This is a genomic window from Bacillus sp. 1A (assembly GCF_052682215.1).
On the sequence record NZ_JBQYLZ010000001.1, the window covers coordinates 2,120,942 to 2,147,324 of the forward strand.

Annotated in this window: 24 protein-coding genes, 2 pseudogenes and 1 other annotated feature; of the genes and pseudogenes, 21 read left to right on the forward strand and 5 right to left on the reverse strand. The window is 36.4% G+C overall.

What is annotated here, in order from left to right:
* The first annotated feature begins 123 nt into the window (after positions 1-123).
* The 14 genes from spoIVFA to pheA all read left to right on the forward strand — a co-directional run bounded on the left by spoIVFA (position 124) and on the right by pheA (position 13,944).
* Positions 124-870: a stage IV sporulation protein SpoIVFA gene (spoIVFA, locus tag ACUN0F_RS10710; RefSeq protein WP_046956283.1), complete on the forward strand. Its 747-nt coding sequence runs from the start codon at positions 124-126 to the stop codon at positions 868-870.
* On the forward strand, positions 863-1,723 hold the full coding sequence (gene spoIVFB / locus ACUN0F_RS10715) for a stage IV sporulation intramembrane metalloprotease SpoIVFB (protein WP_000599080.1): 861 nt from the start codon (positions 863-865) through the stop codon (positions 1,721-1,723). Before spoIVFA ends, spoIVFB begins: the two co-directional genes overlap by 8 nt.
* Positions 1,724-1,790: 67 nt before the next feature.
* On the forward strand, positions 1,791-3,179 hold the full coding sequence (locus tag ACUN0F_RS10720; RefSeq protein ID WP_097856904.1) for an Rne/Rng family ribonuclease: 1,389 nt from the start codon (positions 1,791-1,793) through the stop codon (positions 3,177-3,179).
* A 77-nt stretch (positions 3,180-3,256) separates the two neighbouring features.
* Positions 3,257-3,334 (forward strand) — a sequence feature (ribosomal protein L21 leader region).
* 14 nt (positions 3,335-3,348) lie between these two features.
* Positions 3,349-3,657: a 50S ribosomal protein L21 gene (gene rplU, locus ACUN0F_RS10725; protein ID WP_000270907.1), complete on the forward strand. Its 309-nt coding sequence runs from the start codon at positions 3,349-3,351 to the stop codon at positions 3,655-3,657.
* Positions 3,658-3,668: 11 nt separating this feature from the next.
* Positions 3,669-4,013, forward strand: coding sequence for a ribosomal-processing cysteine protease Prp (locus tag ACUN0F_RS10730; protein ID WP_002008596.1), 345 nt, complete (start codon positions 3,669-3,671; stop codon positions 4,011-4,013).
* A 3-nt stretch (positions 4,014-4,016) separates the two neighbouring features.
* Positions 4,017-4,307, forward strand: coding sequence for a 50S ribosomal protein L27 (rpmA, locus tag ACUN0F_RS10735; protein WP_000944957.1), 291 nt, complete (start codon positions 4,017-4,019; stop codon positions 4,305-4,307).
* 63 nt (positions 4,308-4,370) lie between these two features.
* The gene (locus ACUN0F_RS10740; protein WP_001003576.1) at positions 4,371-4,919 is read left to right on the forward strand and encodes a sporulation initiation phosphotransferase B; all 549 of its coding nucleotides are present in this window, start codon (positions 4,371-4,373) and stop codon (positions 4,917-4,919) included.
* A complete protein-coding gene (gene obgE, locus ACUN0F_RS10745) occupies positions 4,919-6,202 on the forward strand; it encodes a GTPase ObgE (protein WP_046958810.1) in 1,284 nt (427 codons plus the stop codon). The genes ACUN0F_RS10740 and obgE overlap by 1 nt, the downstream gene beginning before the upstream one ends.
* A 284-nt stretch (positions 6,203-6,486) precedes the next feature.
* Entirely contained in the window at positions 6,487-7,194 is a 708-nt protein-coding gene (locus ACUN0F_RS10750; RefSeq protein ID WP_000276710.1) for a response regulator transcription factor, read from the forward strand.
* Positions 7,184-8,266 carry a HAMP domain-containing histidine kinase gene (locus ACUN0F_RS10755; protein ID WP_264462056.1) on the forward strand — a complete coding sequence of 361 codons (1,083 nt, stop codon included), beginning with the start codon at positions 7,184-7,186 and terminating at the stop codon, positions 8,264-8,266. The genes ACUN0F_RS10750 and ACUN0F_RS10755 overlap by 11 nt, the downstream gene beginning before the upstream one ends.
* A 93-nt stretch (positions 8,267-8,359) precedes the next feature.
* Complete coding sequence (locus ACUN0F_RS10760) at positions 8,360-9,136, forward strand: ABC transporter ATP-binding protein (RefSeq protein ID WP_000114530.1); 777 nt, start codon at positions 8,360-8,362, stop codon at positions 9,134-9,136.
* Positions 9,111-11,033: an FtsX-like permease family protein gene (locus tag ACUN0F_RS10765; protein ID WP_445539474.1), complete on the forward strand. Its 1,923-nt coding sequence runs from the start codon at positions 9,111-9,113 to the stop codon at positions 11,031-11,033. Before ACUN0F_RS10760 ends, ACUN0F_RS10765 begins: the two co-directional genes overlap by 26 nt.
* A 49-nt stretch (positions 11,034-11,082) precedes the next feature.
* Positions 11,083-12,996, forward strand: a complete 1,914-nt coding sequence (locus ACUN0F_RS10770; RefSeq protein WP_445539475.1) for an ABC transporter permease — start codon at positions 11,083-11,085, stop codon at positions 12,994-12,996.
* A 96-nt stretch (positions 12,997-13,092) separates the two neighbouring features.
* Entirely contained in the window at positions 13,093-13,944 is an 852-nt protein-coding gene (gene pheA, locus ACUN0F_RS10775) for a prephenate dehydratase (RefSeq protein ID WP_445539476.1), read from the forward strand.
* A 110-nt stretch (positions 13,945-14,054) separates the two neighbouring features.
* Here the strand turns inward: pheA and ACUN0F_RS10780 are convergent, their stop codons facing one another.
* The 3 genes from ACUN0F_RS10780 to ACUN0F_RS10790 all read right to left on the reverse strand — a co-directional run bounded on the left by ACUN0F_RS10780 (position 14,055) and on the right by ACUN0F_RS10790 (position 16,470).
* The gene (locus ACUN0F_RS10780) at positions 14,055-14,702 is read right to left on the reverse strand and encodes an MOSC domain-containing protein (protein WP_445539477.1); all 648 of its coding nucleotides are present in this window, start codon (positions 14,700-14,702) and stop codon (positions 14,055-14,057) included.
* An 83-nt stretch (positions 14,703-14,785) separates the two neighbouring features.
* The gene (locus ACUN0F_RS10785; protein ID WP_000812240.1) at positions 14,786-15,328 is read right to left on the reverse strand and encodes a transcription repressor NadR; all 543 of its coding nucleotides are present in this window, start codon (positions 15,326-15,328) and stop codon (positions 14,786-14,788) included.
* Positions 15,328-16,470, reverse strand: coding sequence for an IscS subfamily cysteine desulfurase (locus ACUN0F_RS10790; protein WP_000973753.1), 1,143 nt, complete (start codon positions 16,468-16,470; stop codon positions 15,328-15,330). Before ACUN0F_RS10790 ends, ACUN0F_RS10785 begins: the two co-directional genes overlap by 1 nt.
* 152 nt (positions 16,471-16,622) lie before the next feature.
* Between ACUN0F_RS10790 and nadB the strand changes: the two genes are divergently transcribed.
* The 5 genes and pseudogenes from nadB to ACUN0F_RS10815 all read left to right on the forward strand — a co-directional run bounded on the left by nadB (position 16,623) and on the right by ACUN0F_RS10815 (position 23,225).
* Positions 16,623-18,152 (forward strand): L-aspartate oxidase, encoded by a 1,530-nt coding sequence (nadB, locus tag ACUN0F_RS10795; protein ID WP_445539478.1) that lies wholly within the window; start codon positions 16,623-16,625, stop codon positions 18,150-18,152.
* A gap of 19 nt (positions 18,153-18,171) precedes the next feature.
* Positions 18,172-19,005, forward strand: a complete 834-nt coding sequence (gene nadC / locus ACUN0F_RS10800) for a carboxylating nicotinate-nucleotide diphosphorylase (protein WP_445539479.1) — start codon at positions 18,172-18,174, stop codon at positions 19,003-19,005.
* A gap of 29 nt (positions 19,006-19,034) precedes the next feature.
* Complete coding sequence (gene nadA / locus ACUN0F_RS10805) at positions 19,035-20,141, forward strand: quinolinate synthase NadA (RefSeq protein WP_445539480.1); 1,107 nt, start codon at positions 19,035-19,037, stop codon at positions 20,139-20,141.
* A gap of 226 nt (positions 20,142-20,367) precedes the next feature.
* Positions 20,368-20,524: pseudogene (gene safA, locus ACUN0F_RS10810) on the forward strand (SafA/ExsA family spore coat assembly protein); the annotation flags it as partial.
* 2,056 nt (positions 20,525-22,580) lie between these two features.
* Complete coding sequence (locus ACUN0F_RS10815) at positions 22,581-23,225, forward strand: YhcN/YlaJ family sporulation lipoprotein (RefSeq protein ID WP_264462050.1); 645 nt, start codon at positions 22,581-22,583, stop codon at positions 23,223-23,225.
* A gap of 34 nt (positions 23,226-23,259) precedes the next feature.
* On the opposite strand, the gene ACUN0F_RS10820 is transcribed toward ACUN0F_RS10815, so the two are convergent.
* Positions 23,260-23,703, reverse strand: a complete 444-nt coding sequence (locus ACUN0F_RS10820) for a branched-chain amino acid ABC transporter substrate-binding protein (protein ID WP_080377683.1) — start codon at positions 23,701-23,703, stop codon at positions 23,260-23,262.
* 433 nt (positions 23,704-24,136) lie between these two features.
* On the opposite strand from ACUN0F_RS10820, the gene ACUN0F_RS10825 reads away from it, so the two are divergent.
* The gene (locus ACUN0F_RS10825) at positions 24,137-24,667 is read left to right on the forward strand and encodes a BofC C-terminal domain-containing protein (protein ID WP_046956297.1); all 531 of its coding nucleotides are present in this window, start codon (positions 24,137-24,139) and stop codon (positions 24,665-24,667) included.
* A gap of 13 nt (positions 24,668-24,680) precedes the next feature.
* Here the strand turns inward: ACUN0F_RS10825 and ACUN0F_RS10830 are convergent.
* Positions 24,681-25,574 (reverse strand): annotated as a pseudogene (locus tag ACUN0F_RS10830) (iron-hydroxamate ABC transporter substrate-binding protein).
* A 188-nt stretch (positions 25,575-25,762) separates the two neighbouring features.
* On the opposite strand from ACUN0F_RS10830, the gene ruvA reads away from it, so the two are divergent.
* A complete protein-coding gene (gene ruvA / locus ACUN0F_RS10835) occupies positions 25,763-26,380 on the forward strand; it encodes a Holliday junction DNA helicase RuvA (protein ID WP_016086163.1) in 618 nt (205 codons plus the stop codon).
* The last annotated feature ends 3 nt before the right edge of the window (positions 26,381-26,383 follow it).

A 26,383-nucleotide genomic window follows, 5' to 3' on the forward strand; every position in this document is an offset into this window, starting at 1 on the left:
CACATATGCGAAGTGCTTTCTTTTTTCTTCACACGAATATCTTCCTTTCTTAGCTCATACATATGTACAAACTGTATACAACTGTTTCTATTTAAATTAGCTTAACGAAAGAAAGGAGACAGTATGAAAAATAGTCGTGTAGAAGAAATTAAAAAACGGATTGCGAAAAGGAAGGCAGAGCAAGAAAAGATGGAGGAAGAGCAGTATTTTGCTGGAGGGAATTTTGATAGTGAAACAGTATTTATTGAAGAAGGAGAAAAGGAAATTCATCCTTTATTTCGAAAAGAAGTATTTTTCTTCAAATTTTTGTTATCAGCAATATTAGTTCTTTCTGTCGCTATTTTATATAAGAATGCACCCTCTTCTTTCGACGGTGCTAAAGCTGTTACAGAAAAAGTGATGAAAGAAGAATTTCAGTTTGCTACTGTAGCGAAATGGTACGAAAAGCAGTTTGGAAAACCGCTCGTATTTTATTCACCTACTGAGAAAAAAGAAGGAACTATTCAGCAAAAAGATTATGCCATCCCTGCTTCTGGAAAGGTGATGCAAGGGTTTCAAAAAAATGGCCAAGGTGTATTTGTTCAAACAGCTATAAATGCAACTGTTGAGTCAGTGAATGAAGGGCTAGTTGTTTTTGCAGGCAAGAAAGAGGAACTTGGTAATACGGTTCAAATTCAGCATGCAGATGGAACAGAATCGTGGTATGCGAATTTAAATGACATGACAGTGAAATTATATGATTACGTTTCAAAGAAACAAAAAATTGGAACGGTGAATAATGATGCAAATAATAAAAATGGTAAGTTTTATTTCGCGATAAAAAAGAATGAAAAATTTATTGACCCGATTCAGGTGATTTCATTTGATTAAATATAGAGAAGTTTTAACGAAGATTTCAGTGCATCCGTTGTTTTGGGTTATTATTGTCATTGGTATTTTTACGGCACGTTTTAAAGAGTTACTACTGTTATTTTGTATCGTTCTTATCCATGAACTTGGGCATGCCTTTGCGGCGGCACACTACAATTGGCGTATTAAAAAGATTCAACTTTTACCGTTTGGCGGTGTGGCTGAGCTTGAGGAACATGGGAATAAGTCATTGAAAGAGGAACTTGTTGTTGTAATTGCAGGGCCTATACAACATATTTGGATGATGGTGGTAGGTTATATAGTGTTTGAAGCTGGTTGGCTGGGTGCGGATTTATATTATTTCTTTATATGGAATAATATAATTATTTTAGCATTTAATTTACTACCTATTTGGCCGCTTGATGGTGGAAAAGTATTGTTTAACGTATTATCATATCGTTTTCCTTATTTACAAGCACATGAAAAGATGATGAAATTATCATGTGTTTTTTTTAGTGTAATACTAGTGTGGCAGTTACTTTGGAATAGTAACAATATTATGATGTGGGTACTACTCATATTTTTAGCGGTGTCGTTATATCAAGAGTGGAAACAAAGACAGTATGCCTTTATGCGTTTTTTATTGGAACGTTATTATGGGAACAAAAGAGGAATTGAAAAGATTGCACCTATTGAAGTGCAATCAGAAGATCATTTATATAAGATATTCACAAAATTTCGTAGAGGGTATAAGCACTCTATTATCGTCCATGGAAAATATAAAGAACATTATACATTGGATGAAAATGAATTACTCTATGCGTATTTTACTGAAAAACGAACAACTTCATCTGTTGAAGAATTAATCGGTTAGTGTTGACGATAGCACTAACCTTTTATTATTGTAAAAGCAAAGAAGATTATAAAGTGAGGAAAGAATTTTGAAAACGTTATATATGAACTATGCAGGATCGGAAAAACGCGTTGCAATTGAAGAGAAGAAAAAAATTGTTGAGTTTTTATGGAAACGAAATGAAGAACAAGAGATTGTTGGGCATATTTATGTTGGACGTATCGTAAGAACGATTGCTGGAATGAACGCAGCTTTTGTAAACATCGGTTTAGAAAAACATGCGTACCTTTCGTACGATGATGTACCATCTTCTTATCGTATACATGAAGGGCAAGCAGTACTCGTGCAAGTTGTGAAAGAGGCAATTGATACGAAAGGGCCGAAATTGACGGCGAACGTAGAATTTACCGGGAAATATGTCGTTTATATGCCATATGATGAAATGCGTGCGGTTTCTCGGAAAATAAAAAACAATAAAAGAAGGCAACAGCTACTCCAAATTGAGGTAGAAGGGACAGGAGGTTATATTTTCCGCTCTGCTTCTGAAAAAGGAGAAATTGAAGAAATACAAGCTGAAATGCAAAGGTTACAGCAGTTATATGAAGAGCTAAAAAGAAAAGAGGGCCAAGGAAAGGCACCGTTACTACTTCATCGACCGGCGACCTTTTTAGATCGTGTATTCCAAGAGAATCCGATTGAAACGATTGAAAAAGTAGTTGTAGATACAAGAAGTATAGTAAAAGAATTAGAAGAAAAGATCGGAAAAGAAAAAGTATCTTTTTATAATGAAAAATCTTCAATTTTTAACCACTTTGGAATAGAGCGTGAGATCGAAAAAGCACTTCAAAAAATTGTGTGGCTCCCGAATGGTGCCTATTTAATTGTGGAACAAATGGAGACGATGACTGTAATTGATGTGAATACGGGCAAGTTTACTGGAAAACAGAATTTACAAGATACAGTCCTTCGTACAAATGAAGTGGCAGCTGAAGAGATTGCACGTCAATTAAGACTGCGTGATATCGGTGGTATGATATTAATTGATTTTATTAATATGAAAAGAAGAGAAGATAAAGAAAAGGTAAGAGAATGTCTGATGGCTGCTATGCAAAATGATCGCACATATACAAGAGTTCTCGGTTTTACAGAGTTAGGGATTTTGGAGATGACACGTAAACGTAAGAAACATTCTTTACGCGACGTATTACTAGAAGAGTGTGTATCTTGCAAAGCGACGGGGTATGTAATGTCATATGAAACAATTGCGTATGAGTTAGAGAGAGAGCTAATTACATATGGCAATATAGAGGATGAGGCAGTATTAATCGCTGCACCTAAAGAATTGCAAAAACAATTTTTGCAAAAAGAATTACAAAAAAATATTCCATTTGAAATTTGTTTCAAAGATGATATGATCGAAAAGTATGCAATTGTCCGTTTTGGAAGTAAAACAGAAATTGTAGAACGGAAAAAATAGTTAGTAGAACATTTATTGACAACCGTCTATGATTCATGATAACATCTTTATGTTATAGTTTATAGCACCTAAACGGCTATATGCTACAACCGCACAAGACAGGTTCCCTAAAGACATTTATGTCTACCTCGTTTTTGGCGAGTCTTAGTAATTAAGAGGAGGTGCAAGTATGTACGCAATTATCGAAACAGGTGGAAAACAAATTAAAGTTGAAGCTGGTCAAGCAATCTACATTGAAAAATTAGATGTTGAAGCTGGTGAAACTGTTACTTTTGACAAAGTTCTTTTCGTTGGTGGCGAAAACGTTAAAGTTGGTAGCCCAGTTGTAGAAGGTGCAACAGTTACTGCGAAAGTTGAAAAACAAGGTCGCGCTAAGAAAATCATCGTTTTCAAATACAAAGCGAAAAAGAACAATCGTAAGAAACAAGGTCATCGTCAACCTTACACTAAGCTAGTTGTTGAAGCTATCAACGCTTAATCCAGGTTAACATGATTAAAATTACGATAAGTCGCACGAAATTAGGAAGTATCCAATCATTTAAAATGACTGGACATGCCAATTATGCGCCACATGGACAAGATCTTGTCTGTGCTGGAACTACAGCGGTTGTGTTTGGTTCTATAAATGCAGTGGAAGAACTTTGTAATGTGCAAGCAACTATTGAACTCGGAAGTGATGGTGGATTCTTAACGTATGAATTGCCTAATGATTTAGACGTTCATACAGCAGAAAAAGCACAGATACTTTTAGAAGGATTGGTTGTTTCGCTTAAGACGATCGAACTTGATTACGGAAAGTATATCCGTTTAATAGAAAAAGTGCAGGAGGTGTAACGTATGTTAAGATTAGATCTTCAGTTTTTCGCATCTAAGAAAGGTGTAGGTAGTACAAAGAACGGTCGTGACTCTCAGTCAAAACGTCTTGGTGCTAAACGCGCAGATGGTCAAACGGTTTCAGGTGGTTCAATTCTTTACCGTCAACGCGGTACAAAAATTTATCCAGGTGTTAACGTTGGTCGTGGTGGCGATGACACTTTATACGCGAAAGTTGACGGCGTAGTACGCTTTGAGCGTCTTGGCCGTGACCGCAAACAAGTGAGCGTATATCCTGTTGCTCAAGAAGCATAAGAACTCACGGAAAACTCTAACCTGAGTGCAGGTTAGAGTTTTTCTATATTAAGGGGTATCTAAATGAATGAAAAATGGACAATTATAGATGCATTGCGTCATTCAAGACATGATTGGCTCAATCGTATGCAGATGGTGAAAGGAAACCTTTCCCTTGGAAAAGTGGAAGAAATTCATAGTCTCATCGATCGTTTTGTCCAAGAAGCGAGACAAGAATCCAATCTGATAGGGTTATCAATGCCTTTATTTTCAGAGTGGATTTTAACATATAATTGGAAACAGCAGCCGTGCTTATTGGAGTACGAAGTATTAGGGAAATTACATAACTTATCTCACTTAGATGAGATTGTATGTACATGGACGAATCAATTTTTCTCAATACTTCAGCATAGTTTAGACGTATATGTTGAAAATTATGTTTGTATCACAATTGAATGTGACGCGGAGAATGCTCGTTTCTTTTTTGATTTTCGTGGTAAGCTAACGAGTGTAGAAGAACTACAGAATTGGCTTGCGAACCAAAACAATAAATGGTATTCCATTTCTTATACAGTACGAGACGAAGAAGTCTCAGTTATATTACAACTAATCGAAAAAAGTGTGGTGAAATAATGTTTGTAGATCAGGTCAAGATATATGTAAAAGGCGGCGACGGTGGTAACGGAATGGTTGCGTATCGTCGTGAGAAGTATGTACCTAAAGGTGGCCCAGCAGGTGGCGACGGTGGTAAAGGTGCAGATGTTGTTTTTGTTGTTGAGGAAGGCTTACGTACATTAATGGACTTCCGCTACCAACGTCATTTCAAAGCTGATCGTGGTCAGCACGGAATGAGTAAAGGTCAGCACGGTCGTAAATCTGAAGATTTAATCGTAAAGGTTCCACCGGGAACAATAGTAAAAGATGAAAAAACAGGTGAAATTCTTGCCGATTTAGTAACGCATGAACAAACAGCTGTAATCGCAAAAGGTGGCCGCGGTGGCCGTGGTAACTCACGTTTCGCAACACCGACGAACCCAGCGCCAGAAATCGCTGAGAACGGGGAACCAGGTCAAGAACGTGATGTCACGCTAGAACTTAAAGTGCTAGCAGATGTTGGACTTGTTGGATTCCCAAGTGTAGGTAAATCTACATTATTATCTGTTGTATCATCAGCGCGTCCGAAAATTGCAGAGTATCACTTTACAACAATCGTTCCAAATCTTGGTGTTGTTGAAACTGGTGATAGCCGCAGCTTCGTTATGGCTGACCTTCCTGGACTAATTGAAGGCGCACATGCCGGCGTCGGACTTGGACACCAATTCTTACGTCATATTGAGCGTACACGTGTAATCGTGCACGTTATCGATATGTCTGGTTTAGAAGGCCGTGAGCCATATGAAGATTATGTAACAATCAATAGTGAACTAAAAGAATACAATATGCGTTTAACTGAGCGTCCGCAAGTTGTTGTTGCAAACAAAATGGATATGCCAGGTGCAGAAGAAAACTTACAAGCATTTAAAGAAAAATTGGGAGACGAAGTGAAAATTTTCCCAATCTCAGCTGTAACGAAGCAAGGTGTTCGTGACTTACTATTTGAAGTAGCGAACTTATTAGAAACAACACCAGAATTCCCAATGTACGATGATGTGGAAGAATCTGAAGCAAGTGTAATGTACAAATTTGAATCTGAATCTAATTTTGAAATTACACGCGAAAGTGATGGCACATTTGTTATTTCTGGTTACGATATTGAGAAAACATTCAAAATGACAGACTTCTCACGTGATGAATCTGTACGCCGATTTGCTCGTCAAATGCGTGGAATGGGTATTGATGAAGCCCTTCGTGCACGTGGTGCAGTAGACGGAGATATTGTAAAAATTCTTGAATATCAATTTGAATTTATCGATTAAGACTGCCGAAATATGGCAGTCTTTTTTTATCCCGCATTAACGGGCAGTAAGCCCCCCCTCAAAATTCAGCGAAAGCAAAGAAGTTAGGGGGATCAACTGCCCGTAAAAGCCCGATTGGTTCAACTAATAATCAGTGGGGGATGAACCAAATCCCCACTGATTAAAGTTTCACTTTATTGTAAATGTCTGATTCATATAGGAAAAAATACCCACTAATTAAATTTTCAATTTATAATAGAACAAGGAGTGGCTTTGGAAGAATTTTTTATGGGGAGAAAACGAACATGTATAAAATATTAATTGTAGAAGACGATGAAAAAATAGCGGGAATATTAGAGGAGCATTTAGAAAGGTATGGCTATCAATCATTTAGAGCAAGTGATTTACGTCATATAAAAGATGAGTTCGTGAAAATAAATCCTCATCTCGTATTACTGGATATTAATTTACCATATTTTGATGGTTTTTATTGGTGTCGTCAAATTCGTACTGTATCGAATGCGCCAATTATTTTTGTTTCTGCAAGAACAGGGGAAATGGATCAAGTAATGGCGATCGAGAATGGCGGAGATGATTACATTACGAAGCCATTCCATTTAGATATTGTAATGGCTAAGGTGAAAAGTGCACTTCGCCGTGGCTATGGTGAGTATGCCTCTGTTGCTGAGAGTGATTGTTTAGGTGTAAATGGACTGTTGTTATTTCCGTCCCAGCACATTGTTGAGTGGCAGGGGCAACAAACGGAGCTCACAAAAAATGAATTTTACTTATTAGAATGTTTAATGAAACAAGCAAATCAATATGTAACGCGTGAAGAACTGTTAGAAGCCCTGTGGGACGAGGTAGCTTTTGTTGATGATAATACATTAACCGTAAATGTAAAACGCGTAAGGAAGAAACTAGAGGAGCTAGGCATTCAAAATGCAATTGTAACGAAACGCGGATATGGTTATGCGCTTCTTACAGAATGGGGCGAAGGGCATGAAGGTTAAAAATTACCTCATGGACCGTTTTTCTTTACTTCTTTCTTATATTATTAGCCTTTGTTTATTTGGGCTCGTTTTGCAGTTGCAAAGTCTTTTAGAAAAAAGATCCATTGATTGGAGTACGTGGTTATATGGGCTTTTATTAGGGACAGTTGTATTTACTGTATACCTCATTTACGATTATCGAAAACGAAGTGTATTTTTAAAAAGAATCGAAAAATATGTTGCTAGCGGAAATACATTACACGACTCTTTACTTATTGATACTTCTTATACTTTAGAACAAGAGATGGTTGTTGAATCGTTTACGCTATTAAGACAGCAATATATGAATGAAGTTCATAAACAACATGCGAAAGAACAACAGCAAATGATATTTATGAACCAATGGATTCATCAAATGAAAACACCAGTATCGGTTATAGAATTGCTATTACAAAAGTTTGGTAAGGAGCATCGTGAAGCAAGAGCAACAGTTGAAAGTATTCGTGAAGAAAATAATCGTATACTAAATGGTTTAGATTTAGCGTTACATATGGCAAGGTTAGATCAATTTGCGAAAGATTATAAAGTAGAAGTAGTAAATGTGATAGATATTATTAGAGGTATCATTAATGAAAATCGAAAATCCTTCATTCAATCGTCTGTATTTCCGAAAGTAATGTTTGAAGAAGATACTTGTATGGTTGCATCTGATAGAAAATGGCTAAGTATTGCTATTGGGCAAATTGTTGTAAATGCAATTAAGTATACGAAAATTTCAGAAGCAGAGAAAAAGGAAATTCAATTTCAAATTGAAGAGAAAGATCAAAAGGTGTTACTACATATTAAGGACAATGGAATTGGTATTCCAAAGCAAGATGTAAAGCGTATATTTGATCCATTCTTTACGGGAATAAATGGCCGTAAAACAAGAGAAGCGACTGGAATGGGTTTATATATTACGAAGGAAATTTGCGATAATTTACATCATGGAATGTATGTGCAATCGGCTGAAGGGGAAGGGACAACATTCACGTTCCAATTTGCAAAAGATGAAGAATATCATACATTAATGAGAAAAATGACAAAACTGTAAGATAACAAAACGTTTTGTAAGGGAAATCACTCGTTTCTTTTTCTTATTTTTCTTATAGTAAGTGTAAGAAGAAAACACATAGGGGGATTAGAAATGAGTGTTCTTGAAGTAAAAGGATTAACAAAAGTGTACCAATCAAAAGGTTCAGTAGCGACGACTGCTTTAAACGATATAAATTTTAAAATAGAAGAAGGCGAATTTGTAGGAATTATGGGGCCTTCAGGGAGCGGGAAAACAACGCTTTTAAATTTATTAGCAACAATTGATAAGCAAACTTCAGGTCATGTGCTTGTAAATGGTGAAGAAATTAATCAAATGCGTGCTGCAAAATTAGCGGAGTTTCGCCGTACACATTTAGGATTCATTTTCCAGGATTTTAACTTACTTGATACGTTATCGATTAAAGAAAATATCATTTTACCACTTGTAATGGCGAAGAAATCTGTAAATGAAATCGATGCGAAAGTGCTTGAGATTGCAAAATTTTTAAATATCGAAGAAATTTTAAATAAAAAAGTATATGAAGTGTCAGGCGGACAACAACAACGTGCAGCAGCAGCGAGAGCGATCATTCATGAACCTACGCTAATTTTAGCGGATGAGCCAACTGGAAACTTAGATTCGAAGTCAGCAAAATCATTAATGAGTGCATTGCAAGATTTACATGAACAAAAGAAAGTGACAATTGCAATGGTAACGCATGATCCAGTAGCGGCGAGTTATTGCGAACGTATTCTTTTCATTCGCGACGGAGAAATTTTCTCAGAAATACATAAAGGAAGAACGAAACAAGCCTTTTTCCAAGAAATTCTGGACGTACTTGCGATGCTAGGAGGAGAATATCATGAACTTTCGCCAGCTCGCGCTTAATAACGTAAAAGGAAATTGGCGTAATTATAAAGCTTTCCTTATTAGTAGCTGTTTATCGATTGTCGTATTTTTCATGTATGCTTCCTTTATTTATCATCCAGATGTCGTAAGTGGTAATATTAGTATGAGAGAGATGATCTCAAAAGGGCTAGAATCGATGAATTATATTGTAGTCATCTTCTCAGCACTCTTTATTTTATATGCAAATTCAACATTTTTACGAGCAAGAAAAAAAGAGTTTGGTCTATTAACATTAATAGGCGGAACAAAATCTCAACTTGGCCGAATGATTATATTAGAACAGCTTATGTTAGGTAGTATTGCAATTGTAGTAGGTATTGGGCTTGGCATGCTTTGTTCAAAATTATTTTTCCAAGCATTAAGCGTAATATTGAAAATAGATAAAACACTTCCACTCGTATGGAATAGTAAAGCAATTCTTATTACAGCAGGTGTATACTTTATTCTATTTTTAATCCTATCATTGTTTAGTGTTTGGACAGTAGGCCGCTTGCAAATTATTGATTTATTAAGAGAAGCAAGAAAACAAAAAGTAGAACCTTTTGCATTTACATCGTTATGTGTAGTTGGTATAGGATGTATTATTGTTGCATATGTACTTAGCTTCCAAGTAACATTTATGAATTTTATCATACTGTTTTTACCGATTGTAGGGCTGACGATAGGCGGAACTTATTTACTGTTTACACAAGGTAGTACAGTCGTATTAAAAGCATTGCAAAAAAGAAAAAAATCTTTTTATACATATCCAAATATGTTCGTACTTAGCAATCTTATTTATAAAATGAAAGATAATGCTCGTTTTCTATTTGTAATTTCTATTATTACGGCGGTTGTATCTTCAGCAGTTGGTACACTGTACGTATTCTTTGAGGATATGAGTTATAAGGCAGCAACTAGTACCCCGCATGCTATATCGTATGAGGAAAAGGGAATACATACGCATAATGTCATAAAAGAAGGAAAAACAAAAGAATTAATAAAAAAACACGGATTTGAAGAAGCGCGAGAAGTAACGTACGTAAAACTTCCTGGAACTCAAAAAATCACGATGTTTAACAGTGAACATGAGATGCCAATGGCGATTGTTTCAGAAAAAGAATATAACGCTGAAGTACGTAAACAAAAGAAAGAGCAAGTTAGAGAAGTTCATAATGCACCAGGTAGTGCAACGATGGTCATAATGGATATGGCGAATGATATGATGAAGATAGATCGTACGAAACCGCATGAAATTAAAATTAACGGACAAACGCAGTCTGTTCAATTAAATGACCCAACTCCATTTTCTGTTTTTAATGATAGTGAATATCTCATTGTGAATGATCAAGATTTTGAGAAATACGCAAAACTCGTACCAGATGAAGAAAAGACGAAATATTACGGCTATTATATAGAAGACTGGAAAAGTACGGAAGATCTTGTGTTAGATTTGAAAAAGGAAGTTGCACCAGATAAGCAAGAGGAATTGCATAATTCGGTGTTCGCTTATAAAAATATAAGAGAATCAGGAGCAATTACAATGTTTATCGGTTTCTTCGTAGCTGTACTATTCTTCTTCTTTGCTTGTAGTATGACATACTTTAAATGGTTTAACGATAAAGAGCAAGATCGTATTCAATTTAAATCGTTAAAGAGAATTGGTATGACAGATAAAGAAATTCGCAAAATTGCAATTCGACAAATGGGCGTTATCTTCTTTATCCCAATTTTAATTGGTGCCATTCATAGTGGATTTGCTCTTCATACGTTAGGAAAAATGCTTTATCTCGATTTATGGAAATCAGGAGCGATTGTAATTGGAGCATACATTGTAGCTTCTGCAATTTACTTTATGATTGCACAAAGAGGATATTTGAAACACGTGCAAAGCTAGAGAAACCTCTAGCTTTTTGCCTATGTAGTAAGTTATAGGGGGACGATAGATGAACATTCGGCAAATAGCGCTGCAAAATATAAAAGGAAATTGGCGTAATTATAAAGTGTTTTTCTTAAGCAGTTGTTTTGCAATATTTGCGTCTTTTGCATACATGTCTGTCATTGTACATCCGTATATGCAGGAGACGATGTGGTATCAAAACGTACGCTGGGGACTTATTATATGTAATGTTATAATCATTTCTTTTTTCGTCATATTTATTTTGTACGCTACTTCTATTTTCATAGAAGCGCGTAAGAAAGAATTAGGGTTATATATATTAATGGGAGCAACGAAGTCTAACGTAATAGGAGTGATTATGACCGAGCAAATGTTGATCGGGGTATTTGCTAATGTTTTCGGTATTGGGCTTGGTATGATCTTCTTAAAGCTCTTCCTCATGGTGTTTAGTATGTTACTGGAGCTTCCGAAAGAGCTCCCTGTCATATTTGACGTGAGAGCAATTGGGGGAACGTTTATTGCGTATATGGTCGTATTTGTTGTTTTATCATTTATAAGTGCTTTACGTATATGGAATATAAAAATCATTCGGTTATTGAAAGAATTTCGAACAGATAAAAAAGAGAAGAAAACATCAATGTGGCTTTGTATATTCGGCTTTATTTGTTTAGGGATAGGATATGCGTTAGCGTTACAAGCGAGGATGCCAACGATAGCGTTCTATTTTTTTCCTGTGTCTATACTTGTCTTTTTCGGAACGTATTTTTCTTTTACACACGGCACTGCTCAAATATTAGAAATAATAAAACGAAATAAAAAGATTATGTATACATATCCGTATTTATTTATAGTGAATCAATTGTCACATCGAATGAAGGAAAATGGTCGTTTTTTCTTTCTAATGTCGATGGCAACGACATTTGTAGTTACGGCAACAGGTACGGTGTTCTTATATTTTTCTGGTATGCAAGATATGTGGAGGGACGGGGGCGTGCACTCATTTTCTTACATAGAAAAAGGTACTTCTTCTCACGAAGTCTTTGCGGAAGGCACGGTTGAACAATTATTGCACCAATATGGGTATGATGACTTTCAATCTATGAGTTTTGTTGGAGTGTATGCATCTTTTCAGTCCAATAAGGAAGAAACAGAAGTAGCGCCGCTCATTAAAGAAAGTGAATACAATCAAGAGGCAAGAAGACAAAAACAGAAAACGTATCACCCTAAAAAAGGTACAGTGACACTCGTTTATTATAATAAATACAATAATTCGAATGTATATAATCAAAAAGAGATTCAATTGCAAGTAATAAATCAACCATATCAATTCGTATTTAACGGTCAGAAAGAAGGGGTTCAATTTAACCATCATCCTTCGCACATTAATGGTCTGTTCTTCGTTATGAATGATGAAGACTTTGACAATATAGCAAATAAGGTTCCTGATTCTGAAAAGATGATATATAGAGGCTACACATTATCAAATATCGAAAAGACGAAGAAATTGAACGAAGATTTACGGAAACATATGAAACAAGATAATAATAATGCATTTCGAAGTAATATGGAGTTATATGTAAGTATGAAAGAAGGCGGCGATATTACTCTATTTGTGGGCTCGTTTATTAGTATATTATTCTTTCTTACTTCATGTAGTATCGTGTATTTTAAATGGTTCCATAATATTGCATCGGACCGAAAGCAGTATGGTGCACTCTCTAAACTTAGAATGACGAAGGAAGAAGTATGGAAAATTTCTCGTTGGCAATTATGTATGCTATTTTTTGCGCCAATTATAGTAGGGAGTATGCATAGTGCAGTTGCGTTATATACGTTTCATAATACTTTCTTTATGGATGGATCATTAAAAAAAGTAGGTTTGTTCATTCTGTTTTATATCGCAGCATGTATCATTTATTTCTTCTTCGCTCAAAGAGAATATAAGAAACATTTAGACTAGCAAATGCTAGTCTTTTTTTAATATTCGAAATTTACATAGAAGAATATTAAAAAGTATGGTATAACAGTAAGAAAATGAAAAAGAGGGGAAAAGACGATGATTCGAGTAGGGTATTTAGGACCAGAAGCAACATTTACAAATATGGCGGTGATTCGTTTTTTTCCGGAAGCAGAGCATGTACCGTATCGAACGATTCCAGATTGTATTGATGCAGCTGCAAATGGAAATGTAGATTATGCAGTGGTACCACTAGAAAACGCGATAGAAGGTTCAGTGAATATAACAGTTGATTACCTCGTACATGAGCAACCACTTTCTATTGTAGGAGAAATTACAGTACCAATTCAGCAACATTTACTTGTACATCCGCAGTATGCAGAAGTGTGGGAAGAAGTATATGCAGTGCACTCTCATCCACACGCTATTGCACAATGTCATAAGTTTTTAAATGAAGAATTAAAAGGGGTAACCGTCCGAGATATGACATCAACCAGTGCAGCCGCGCAATATGTGAAAGAACATCCTGAAGAAAAAATCGCTGCCATTGCAAATGAAGCGGCCGCAGAAAAATACGGTTTAACAATTGTAAGGCGTGATATTCATACGCACAAAAACAATCATACACGCTTCCTAGTGCTCCATAAAAAAAAGAAAGCCATACTCCCAAATAACGGAGAAAACCGCGGAGAGAAAACGACGCTTATGATAACGTTACCTGCTGATTATGCAGGGGCACTATATCAAGTGTTATCAGCTTTCGCATGGAGAAAATTAAATCTATCAAAAATCGAATCTCGTCCGATGAAAACAGGACTAGGAAATTACTTTTTCTTAATCGATGTCGATAAAGCATACGATGATGTATTATTGCCAGGCGTAACGATGGAACTTGAAGCACTCGGTTTTTCTGTTACTGTGCTGGGTAGTTATTCTTCTTATTGGTTGTAAGAGAGGTGGATGAACTGTCGACAGTTCCCTTCTAATTGCTGGTATAATTTCATCGGATAATACATTTTGTGATAGATAAATAAAATCCCACCTATAAATGATGGGATTCTTTATTTTAATTTCGCAAGACGATCCTCTAACTGACCACGCCAAATATCGGCTAGTTCTGGAACAGCAAGAATCTTTTCAATGCCATCTTTATCTTTTCTATTATGAAAATAAATTTCGTTAGAGAACAAAACAGAAACGTTGCCCGGTTGACGTCCTAGTAATGTAATTTTAGAATCTTTACGTACAGTACCTTCTTGAAGAACGCGGCATAGGTAACCAGTGAATCCAGTTGCTACAATGCGAGGCAGTATGCCAGGAATACCGAGACGTTTTGAAATAGTGCTACAAGGTACTCTCGCTTGTGTGACCTGAATGATTGCTTCACCTAGTTGATATGTATCTCCAATGCAAACATCACGCTCTAACATATTTGTTACGGTAATGTTTTCGCCAAATGTGGAAGCTGGAAGCGTAGTTTGAAATTCTTCTTCCCATAGTGCGTAATGCTCATGTGGGTACACACAAACTGCGCGATCAGGTCCCCCGTGGTGTTTTAAATCTGCTACGTCATCACCACGAAATCCATCTTTTGAGAGGAAAGCTTCTTCTGTAAGTTCTTTACATATACCAGTAATCATTTCTTTATCTTCGCTATATTTCATTTGTTTCGGTTTGCCAATGCTAAAGTGAACGAGTTCGATTCCCATGTTTGATCCCCTTTACAATTGATTACAATATTATATCACTAAAAAAGCACAGAGAATGATAAAAACTCTGTGCTTTACATGAATTAATAAACGAGAAATCCTGCTTTATCTAGTGCCTCGCAAGCAGCGTCTAATTTCTCTTTTGAATCTGCCTCAATTGTATGTAAGTGAATACCATCTGTTAGCTGCGAAAGATAGGAAGCATTTGTGTTTTCGATTTTTTGTAAATATTGCTCTACATCAAATCGATTACTTACCATGATGGAAGCTGTTAAGTCACCGTATACAGGATGCTCAACTTTTACATCTTTAATCGTAACGCCGTGATCAACAAGCATTGTAAGTTCCTGACGTACTTCCGCTGGTTTATGTTGGCATACAATTACGCGTTCGAAAGCTTGTTGTTTCTCTTGTGGTTTTAAATATAAATACCCTTGAGCAGTCGCGATAATCGGTTCGTTTCGTGCTTTAAGCAAGGAAATATCTTGCACGATCACTTGTCGACTTACATTTGTCTTTTTCGACAGTTCATTCCCAGATAACGGTTCATTTGCAGCGAGAAGCCACTGAAGGATAAGTTGTCGTCTTTCTTCACCTAAAATCTTTTTTTGGTCATTTTGTTTCATTATGATTTAACACCTCTATAAAATTGATTTCCAATTGTGTGTAGTGCATGAATAGTAGTATCAATTTGATCTTTCGTTGTTTGTTGTCCGAAAGAGAAGCGAACATATTGTTTTGCCTCTTCATACGTTTTTCCAATTGCAAGCATTGTTTTCGAAGGTTCTTGTTTACCGACTTGGCAAGCACTTCCAGTGGAAATGGCAATACCGTGGCGATTACATTCTAGCATTGTATATTGACCTTCTATTCCTTTTATTGTAACCCCAACAATATGTGGTAAACAAGAAGTAGAATGACCTTCTACTTGAATTTCTAGAGGAAGCGCTTGTAAATGTCTTAAAAAGTAGGATCGTAACTCTTTAAAACGTAAGCTCTCTTCTTGTTGATTTTTTAATATATTCTCAGCAGCTGTTAAAAAAGATGCGATGCCAGGAACGTTTACTGTACCTGGGCGAAATCCTTTTTCGTGAGAAGTTCCTGGAAATATTTGTGCCCAGCGAACTTGGGGATTTATATAGCAAGCGCCAACACCCTTTGGTCCGTATATTTTATGTGCTGAAACAGAGAGACTATCAATTCCCATCTCAAAAACATTAATAGGAAGTTTACCAAATGTTTGCACACAATCTGAATGAAATAAAACGTTATGTTTTTTTAAAAGTGCCCCGATCTCTGTGATGTTTTGAACGGTTCCGATTTCAGAGTTTCCGTGCTGTATGCTTGCTAGAACAGTATTTTCTGTAATAGCTGTTTCTAAATCTTCTAAATGAATTAGCCCGTCTTCATCAACAGGTATTTCAGTAATGGTATACCCTTCTGATTGTAAGGATTGAAAATAACTTCGAATGGATGCGTGTTCCATAGGTGTCGTAATAATGTGCTTCTTATTTCGAGCATTGAGAAGGGATTGAATCGCAAGGTAGTTGGATTCCGAGCCACCGCTTGTGAAGAATGCCCCTTGTTCCTTTCCACCAATCATTTCAGCAAATGTTTTTCGGCAAACTTGTAATAAAGAAGAGGCTGTTCCTCCAATATCATGTAAACTTTGTTCATTTCCGAAGTATTGCGATGCTGCTTTCATATATGTGTGTAATGCTTCTTCACTCATAGGTGTAGTAGCTGCATAGTCAAGATATATCATCATGTAAGTTCCTCTCCCTAGTAAGAGTTACATTCCTTGTATTTTTTAAATGGTAGTGAAAATAAGAATTATAAAAAAACTCTTGTCATTATTTTAAAACTATGTAAATATAGGTGTCAAGACAGTTGAAAAGTGTAAAGTAGGAGGCAACAATTATGCCAAGTGCAGATGTCTTAATTATTGGAAGTGGCGTTGCGGCACTTCGTGTTGCGAAAGAGATTTGTCACGAAAAGAATGTGATTATTATCACAAAGGAAACAAATCGTAATAATAATACATATTTAGCGCAAGGTGGAATTGCCGCAGCGGTTGCTACATATGACAATCCAAATGATCATTTTGAAGATACGTTAGTAGCAGGATGTCATTATAACAATGAAGATGTGGTCCGTTATTTAGTCGAGGAAGGACCGAAAGAAATGAATAATCTCATTGAAAATGGAATGAAATTTGATGGAGATGAAACGGGTCCTCATCTTGGAAAAGAAGGCGCACATCGAAAGCGTCGTATTTTACATGCAGGTGGCGATGCAACAGGAAAGAATTTATTAGAGCATTTCATTCAAGAAGTAGCTCCGCACGTTACGGTAGTGGAACAGGAAATGGTGCTCGATTTTATTATAGAAAATGATAAATGTGTTGGAGTTTTAACAAGAACTAGTGAAGGGAAGTTGAAGCGTTACGTTGCAGAGTATACGGTGTTAGCAACAGGCGGGATTGGCAGTTTATACGCCTTTACTTCTAATGATAAGACAATTACGGGTGATGGACTTGCGATGGTGTACCGCGCAGGCGGGGAGCTCGTAGATTTAGAGTTTGTACAATTTCATCCAACAATGTTATACACGAGCGGACGATGCTGCGGCCTCGTCTCTGAAGCTGTCCGTGGGGAAGGAGCTGTCCTTATGAATGGAAAAGGGCAGCATTTTATGATGAATATACACCCTGATCACGATCTCGCACCACGTGATGTAGTAGCAAGAGCGATTCATGAGCAGCTTTTGGCGGGTGAACAAGTGTATTTAAATATCGAGTCTATTCAAAATTTCGAAGAACGTTTTCCGACGGTATCATCATTGTGTAAAAAGAATGGTGTCGATATAAATAAAAAACGCATTCCAGTCGTACCCGGTGCTCATTTTCATATGGGCGGCGTGAAAACGAACTGTGATGGGGAGACGTCCATTCCAAATTTATATGCGGTCGGTGAAGTAGCTTGTAATGGTGTTCATGGAGCAAATAGATTAGCAAGTAATTCATTATTAGAAGGTCTTGTGTTTGGAAAAAGAATAGGAAAACATATTTTAACGAAAGCGACAAAAGAAAGCTGGAACAACGTGGCTGAGAAGGAAAAGAAGTTTATTGTTCTGAATCATTTGCCGGCGAAAGAAGAAATACAAGAATGCATGATGAAATATGTTGGGATTGTGCGAACAGAGCAAAGTTTATCTTATGCAAAGAGATGGCTTAGTAAGTATGGTGTTCGAAATATGATATTACAACATGATGCTCTTACAAATGAAGAGATAACGCTTATTAATATGTTAACAGCCTGTGAGCTTATAGTCGTATCAGCTTTGCAAAGAGAAGAAAGTATTGGTGGCCATTATCGAAGTGATTATCCAGATAGAAATAGCGTAAAAAAAGAGATCGTTCGAGTGAAAAGAAAACTACAACTTGTGTGATGAAAGGAAGAGGGGCTCTATGAACACGATAAAAGTGAAAGAAGCATTAAATCGATTTTTTCTAGAAGATATAGGAGAAAGAGATGTAACATCTCAGCTTATTTTTCCAGACAATTTACTTTCAAAAGGAATGTTTCTTGCGAAGGATACAGGTATCTTTGCGGGGCGTTTAGTAATTGAAGAAGGATTTAAATTAATTGATGAAAGAATTGAAGTGGAGCTTCATAAAAAAGATGGAGATCTTGTAGAAAAGGGCGAAATAATCGCAACTGCGCAAGGACCAATTGCTTCGTTATTAATGGCAGAGCGCGTTATATTAAACGTTATCCAGCGTATGAGCGGGATAGCTACGATGACACATAAAGCTGTTCTTGCTTTAGATAGTGGCCATACACGTATTTGCGATACGCGAAAAACGATGCCAGGGCTACGTATGTTTGATAAGTATGCAGTCGTGTGCGGAGGCGGATTTAATCACCGTTTCGGTTTATATGACGGTGTCATGATTAAAGACAATCATATTGCTTTTGCTGGTTCTATTACAAAAGCTGTTACATCGGTGAAAGAAAAATTAGGACATATGGTGAAAGTAGAAGTGGAAACAGAAACGGAGGAGCAAGTGAGAGAGGCTGTAGCTGCTGGTGCAGATATTATTATGTTTGATAACAGTACGCCAGATGAGATTCGGGAGTTTTCAAAGATTGTACCAAGTGCCATCGTTACGGAAGCATCAGGAGGCATTACAATTGAAGGTTTATCGAAATATGGAAAAACAGGGGTCGATTATATTTCAATTGGAGCGTTAACACATTCAGTGAAAGCACTTGATATTAGTTTCAATATTGAGGCGTAAGGAAAGTGGTTTAGAGGGGAGAAAGGAATATGAGTATTTTAGAAAAAGTACAACCGATTGAAACGATGTTACCAGAGCGTTATTACACGATGACAACAGAAGATATGGAAAAGCGTGTTCGTGAAATTAAAGAAAAAATGGGGAAAACATTATTTATTCCAGGACATCATTATCAAAAGGATGAAGTGGTACAATTTTCTGATGCAGCAGGTGATTCACTTCAGCTTGCGCAAGTTGCAGCGAACAATAAAGAAGCGAAATATATTGTATTTTGCGGTGTACACTTTATGGCAGAAACAGCAGATATGTTAACGACAGATGATCAAATCGTTATTTTGCCAGATATGCGTGCAGGTTGTTCGATGGCAGACATGGCGGATATTGAACAAACAGAAAGGGCATGGAAAGAGCTCACAAAATTATTTGGAGATACGATGATTCCGTTAACATATGTTAACTCTACAGCTGCAATTAAAGCGTTTTGTGGTCGTAATGGCGGAGCAACAGTAACTTCTTCTAATGCAAAACAAATGGTGTCTTGGGCGTTTACACAAAAAGAGCGTCTTGTCTTTTTACCGGATCAACATTTAGGAAGAAATACAGCATACGATTTAGGTATCCCATTAGATAAAATGGCAGTATGGGACCCACATACAGATTCATTAGAGTACGATGGAGATATAGAAGGAATTCAAGTGATTTTATGGAAAGGGCATTGTTCGGTTCATCAAAACTTTACAGTGAAAAACATTGAGAATGTACGGGGAAATCATCCGGATATGAATATTATTGTACATCCAGAATGTTGTTATGAGGTTGTTGATGCTTCGGATTACGCAGGATCAACGAAATATATTATTGATATGATTGAAGCAGCGCCACCTGGAAGTAAATGGGCAATTGGTACAGAGATGAATTTAGTGAACCGAATTATTCAGCAACATCCAGATAAAGAGATTGTTTCACTTAATCCATTTATGTGTCCGTGTTTAACGATGAACCGAATTGATCTGCCGCACTTATTATGGGTGCTTGAAACGGTAGAAAGAGGAGAAGAAATTAACGTTATTAGCGTAGATAAACAAGTGACTGAAGAAGCGGTTCTCGCATTAAATCGTATGTTAGAGCGTGTGTAAAGCAACGGTATTTCTGTTGCTTTTTTTCATGCATATAATCATAACGAGAACGAAATGGGCATACATTGTTTTGAAGAAATCATTGCGATTTTCTTATGCTTATTCCACTTCGAACTATATTGGAAATAGCAGAAGTGTTAAAAGTGAAAAGAAGTTAGCGTTATTTAGAAAGGGTTACTTCATGAGATTTGTTACTTATAGATAAATTATACAGGAGGGGGAAAATTTGAAAATTCATATCGTGCAAAAAGGGGATACCCTTTGGAAAATTGCGAAAAAGTACGGAGTGGATTTTGATACGTTGAAAAATACAAATACACAACTTAGTAATCCAGATTTAATCATGCCAGGTATGAAAATTAAAGTACCATCAAACAGCGTTCACGTGAAACAACATGCTGGAGCAGGTTCAGCACCTCCAAAACAATACGTAAAAGAAGTCCAACAAAAAGAGTTTGCAGCAACGCCAACTCCGCTTGGAATAGAGGATGAGGAAGAAGTTACGTATCAAGCAGCGCCAATTACACAGCAACCTGCTATGCAACAAACACAAAAAGAAGTGCAAGTAAAACCACAGAAGGAAATGCAAGTGAAACCACAAAAAGAAGTACAGGTAAAACCGCAGAAGGAAATGCAAGTGAAACCGCAAAAAGAAGTGCAGGTAAAGCCGCAAAAAGAGGTACAAAAAGAAAAGCCAATTCAAATGGAAAAACCAGTTGAAAAACCGTCTGTTATTCAAAAACCACCTGTTATAGAAAAACAAAAACCAGCAGAAAAAGAAAATACGAAGTTTTCGATAAATGTATTACCACAGCCGCCGCAACCACCAATAAAAGCGAAAAAAGAATATAAAATTTCAGATGTCATTAAAAAAGGAAGCGAGTTAATTGCTCCTCAAATTACTAAAATGAAACCTAATAACATCATTTCTCCGCAAACGAAAAAAGATAATATCGTGTCACCGCAAGTAAAAAAAGAAAACGTAGGAAATATCGTGTCACCGCAAGTAAAGAAAGAAAATGTAGGAAATATCGTGTCACCGCAAGTAAAGAAAGAAAATGTAGGAAATATCGTGTCACCGCAAGTAAAGAAAGAAAATGTAGGAAATATCGTGTCACCGCAAGTAAAGAAAGAAAACGTAGGAAATATCGTGTCACCGCAAGTAAAGAAAGAAAATGTAGGGAATATCGTGTCACCGCAAGTGAAGAAAGAAAATGTAGGGAATATCGTGTCACCGCAAGTGAAGAAAGAAAATGTGGGGAATATCGTGTCACCGCAAGTGAAGAAAGAAAATGTAGGGAATATCGTGTCACCAAATGTAACGAAAGAGAATGTAGTTATTCCACAAGTAATACCGCCAAATATTCAAATGCCAAACATCATGCCAATGTTGGATAATAATCAACCACCAAATATAATGCCAATCATGGATAATAATCAACCACCAAATATAATGCCAATAATGGATAACAATCAACCGCCAAATATAATGCCAATCATGGATGATAATCCAATACCGAATATGATGCCGATAATGGATAACAATCAAATGTCGAATATGATGCCGATAATGGATAGTAATCAAATGCCGAACATGATGCCGATAATGGATAATAATCAAATGCCAAATATGATGCCAATAATGGATAACAATCAAATGCCAAATATGATGCCAATAATGGATAACAATCAAATGCCAAACATGATGCCAATAATGGATAACAATCAAATGCCGAATATGATGCCAATAATGGATAACAATCAAATGCCAAACATGATGCCAATAATGGATAACAATCAAATGCCAAATATGATGCCAATAATGGATAACAATCAAATGCCGAATATGATGCCGATCATGGATAATAATCAACCACCGAATATGATGCCATATCAAATACCATACCAACAGCCTATGATGCCGCCAAATCCGTATTATCAACAACAAAATCCATATCAAATGCCATATCAGCAAGGGGCACCGTTTGGACCGCAATATACGTCTATGCCAAATCCAAATATGATGCCAATGGATAATAATATGCCACCGCTCGTGCAAGGAGAGGAAGATTGTGGATGCGGAGGAGAGAGTAGGCTATATAGTCCGCAACCTGGAGGACCACAATACGCGAATCCTTTATATTATCAACCAACTCAATCGGCATATGCGCCACAGCCAGGAACGATGTATTATCAACCAGATCCACCAAATGTATTTGGGGAGCCGGTTTCAGAAGAAGAGGACGAAGAGGAAGTTTAAAAAAGGCGGGATTATTCCCGCCTTTTTTGTATGTAGAGTCTTTCTGAAAATGGAAGATTTACATCAAATGTTAGAAAATCCCCAGTGAAATATTAACAGTGTAAAAACCTTCTCTGTTACTCATCATAAGAGGGAGCTTTTCAGAAGAGAAGTTCATTCTAACAGAGGGGGTTTTTGTATTGAATACGAAAGTAAAAGTGATTGCTGCTTCTTTGTTAGTTACCAGTGCATTAGCTGCATGTGGTACACCAAAAGATAACAATGCAATGGATGGACGTAACTACAACTATAAGCATACATCTTATAACGATACACACCAGTATCGTGATAATGTAGCGCGTAATGATCGCTATACAGATTATGTAACATATAGAAATGGTCGTAACGATACAGGATACAATTATTACCGTGATGTAAATTACAACGGACAAATTGCTAATCCGCATCCAACTCGTAATATTACAATGAACAATTCATACATTAACAATGATGGTAAAACAGCTGAAAGAATAACAAATCGTGTGAAACGTATGAATAACGTAGACCGCGTGTCTACAGTTGTATATGGAAACGATGTAGCGATTGCAGTAAAACCACGTAACACAGTGACAAATGAAACGACGATGGCGAACGAAATTCGTCAAGCGGTTTCAAATGAAGTTGGAAACAGAAACGTATATGTTTCTGTAAGAAATGATATGTTTACTCGTGTCGATGCAATGAGCACGCGTTTACGTAACGGTACAGTTACAAACGATTTTAATCGTGACATAGGAAATATGTTCCGAGACATTCGTTACGGTTTAACTGGTACTATGCGATAGCAAAACGAAAGAGGAAGGGATAGCCCTTCTTCTTTTATTCATCGTCATCTTTTAAACGACGTTTTTTAATAAAATAACTAACGGAATAAGAAACTAAAAAACATATGAAGAAAATACTACCTGTTAAAATAGCTTCGAAAAAAGGTCTCTCTGGACTGAAAATGATATAAATAATAGCTATAATAATTCCAACAATAAGAGAGCGTAAGACAAGCTTGTAATAAGGAGTTAATTTTATTTCCTTTTCACCTTCTTCTACATCGATTGAAACACTTAACTGTAAATAAGCAAGTAAAATACTTGTAAGCATAAATAATAGCCACAATGGAGATTTCGTAATTTGATCCATTCCTTCAGTGAATCCGATATAGCCTAAAATACCAATTATACCAAGCGATTGAAAAAGAAAGGCAATACGTATGTTTTTTAATGTTTTCAGAATGAGACGTTCATCCTTTATTTTTTTCACAATATCCATCTCCTGTTTATTATGATTTCGCTATTATATTAATTGTAACATATATATTACAATTATCAATTTATAATTTACACAAAGTCCGTTTGGATAAAAGAGTAAATAAAATATTTTTATAAACATGTTGCACTTATACTTTATTAATGTTATATTAGCAAAGCGATGAGCTAATTTACGTAAGACGAGAGATATGCTTAAGTGCTAAACACGCGAATGTGGTCGCCTGGTCTCTCGCCGTAAACGCATCAAGACGCCTGCTTTGCAGGCGTCTTTCATTTTATATAAAAACAAATGCTAATGCAGATAAAGATAAAACTTTATCTGCATTTTTTTATTTTCGAGAGAAATGTAATATGGTCATTTATATGGATAAAACCTCCATTTCCGGAAAAACTACTAATGAAAGTTTGATCTTGCCTAAAAGAGGTGAACGGAAATGAAATGGATACTGATTGCGATGCAAGCTTTCGTTATGATGTTTTGTTTCGTTTATGAAACGAATGTGAAGGCGGAAGGGCCAGTACCAGAAGTAACAGAAAAAGAGCCTGAAGTTACAATTTTATTAGAGCGAATGTATGTTGATGGAGAAGTAAGTGAGGAAATATTTACAGAAAAAGTAGCGGACTTAGAAAAGTTTTTACAGCAGTATAAAGAATGGCAGCTCGTTGATCGTGATGATGTACAAATTGTATTACAAAAGAAAGTTGATGATATTTCTCCGTTATTAAAGACGAGCGGTTATTTCGGTGTTTCAGAGGAAGGGATATTACAAATTTTCAAAGGTGTACCGAAAAGTGATAATGCGATTCATTCCTTCTTTCAAATTGATATGAAAAAGCTTGAGAGTTATGAGCGTGCGAAATTGAAGCGTGGTATTCGCATTAAATCAAAAGAAGGTTTTGTGAAGACGATTGAAAAAATGAAGCAATACGCAGTGCAAAGTAAGAAAAAAAGCAGCTCGTGGTGAGCTGCTTTTTTTCTTACTTGTTTTTATCTAAAATTTGTTTTGCGATTTCATCGATTAGCATATCTTTTCCGATTGGATTGAAAGCTTTTGTATTGAAGATTTCATTCGATACTTCATATACGTGATTGTTTTTAACTGCTTTATTGTCCTTCCAAACGGCACTGTTTTTATAGTCTTCGTAAACTTTATCAGCTTCGCCGCCGAAGTTTACAATAAACATTTGGTCAGGCTGGAATGCAACAAGACCTTCTAGCGATACTTGTGCCATCGTTTGTTTTAAATCTGTACCTTTTGTTGCTGGAAGTTTTGTGGTGTAACTGCGACGAACATAAAGTTCTCATCTTTTGTTTTTTCTTTAATTTTTTTAGATAAAGAGTCTGCTTTTTTATCGTAGTCTGCAATCCATTTGTCTGCTTTCTTTTCTTCGTCAAATAGTTTACCTACGTCTTTAAACTTACCGCGCCAGTCTTCTAAGTTTGTTTCTAAAACAACTGTTGGTGCAACCTTTTCTAATTGATCATAGATCTTCAATTGACGATTATTTAAAATAATTAAGTCTGGTTTTAATGCAGTAACAGCTTCTAAATCAACTTTAGGTGCCCAGTACCACCCTACTGCTTTTACTCCGTCTAATTTTTCTGTTAAATGATTTTGGATTTTATCTTTATATGTGCTTGCTGTACCAACAGGTTTGTGTCCAAGAAGTAATAATTCTTCTGTTGATCTAGACAGGTCAACAATTCTCTTTGGATTTACTGGAATTGTAGCTGCCCCTTTAGCGTGTTTTACAACTTTTGTTTTCAGTTGTTCTTTCTTTCGCTTTCGATTCTTCTTTTTGAGAAGAACAGCCAACGATAGAAAGAACAACTAGCATAATAGTAAATAAAATAAATAGCTTCTGTTTCATCCTGATGTAACCCCTTTAATTAACATTGATAATCATTATCGAATTCTGTATATTAAGGTGCTTCATACTTTCTGTCAATGGAAAATAACAGAAGTTTCAAATAGGGAACATTTGTTGGGGTAGTCTCGCTTTTCTATCATTAAATATGTTAAAATGGAATACATGATTTAAGAGGGAGAGATCGTATTTTGTTTGAATATGTTACAGGTTACGTGGAGTATGTAGGACCGGAATATGTCGTAATTGACCATAATGGAATTGGTTATCAAATTTTCACACCAAATCCGTATGTATTTCAAAGAAGTAAGCAAGAAATCCGTGTCTATACATATCATTATGTGAGAGAAGATATTATGGCACTTTACGGGTTTAAAACACGTGAAGAGCGTTTATTATTTACAAAGTTGTTAGGTGTGTCTGGTATTGGACCAAAAGGCGCTCTTGCAATTTTAGCGTCTGGTCAAACAGGACAGGTCGTTCAAGCGATTGAACACGAAGACGAGAAGTTTTTAGTGAAGTTCCCGGGCGTCGGAAAGAAAACAGCGCGCCAAATGATTTTAGATTTAAAAGGAAAACTAGCTGATGTCGTGCCAGATGCATTTGTTGATTTATTCTCAGACACAGAACGTTTTGATGAGAAGAAAGGTTCATCAGTTGAGCTTGATGAGGCGCTGGAAGCTCTGCGCGCACTTGGATACGCAGAACGAGAAGTTTCTCGCGTTGTACCAGAGTTATTAAAAGAATCATTAACGACGGATCAGTATATTAAAAAGGCACTTAGTCTTTTACTAAATGGTAAGAGGTGAGTA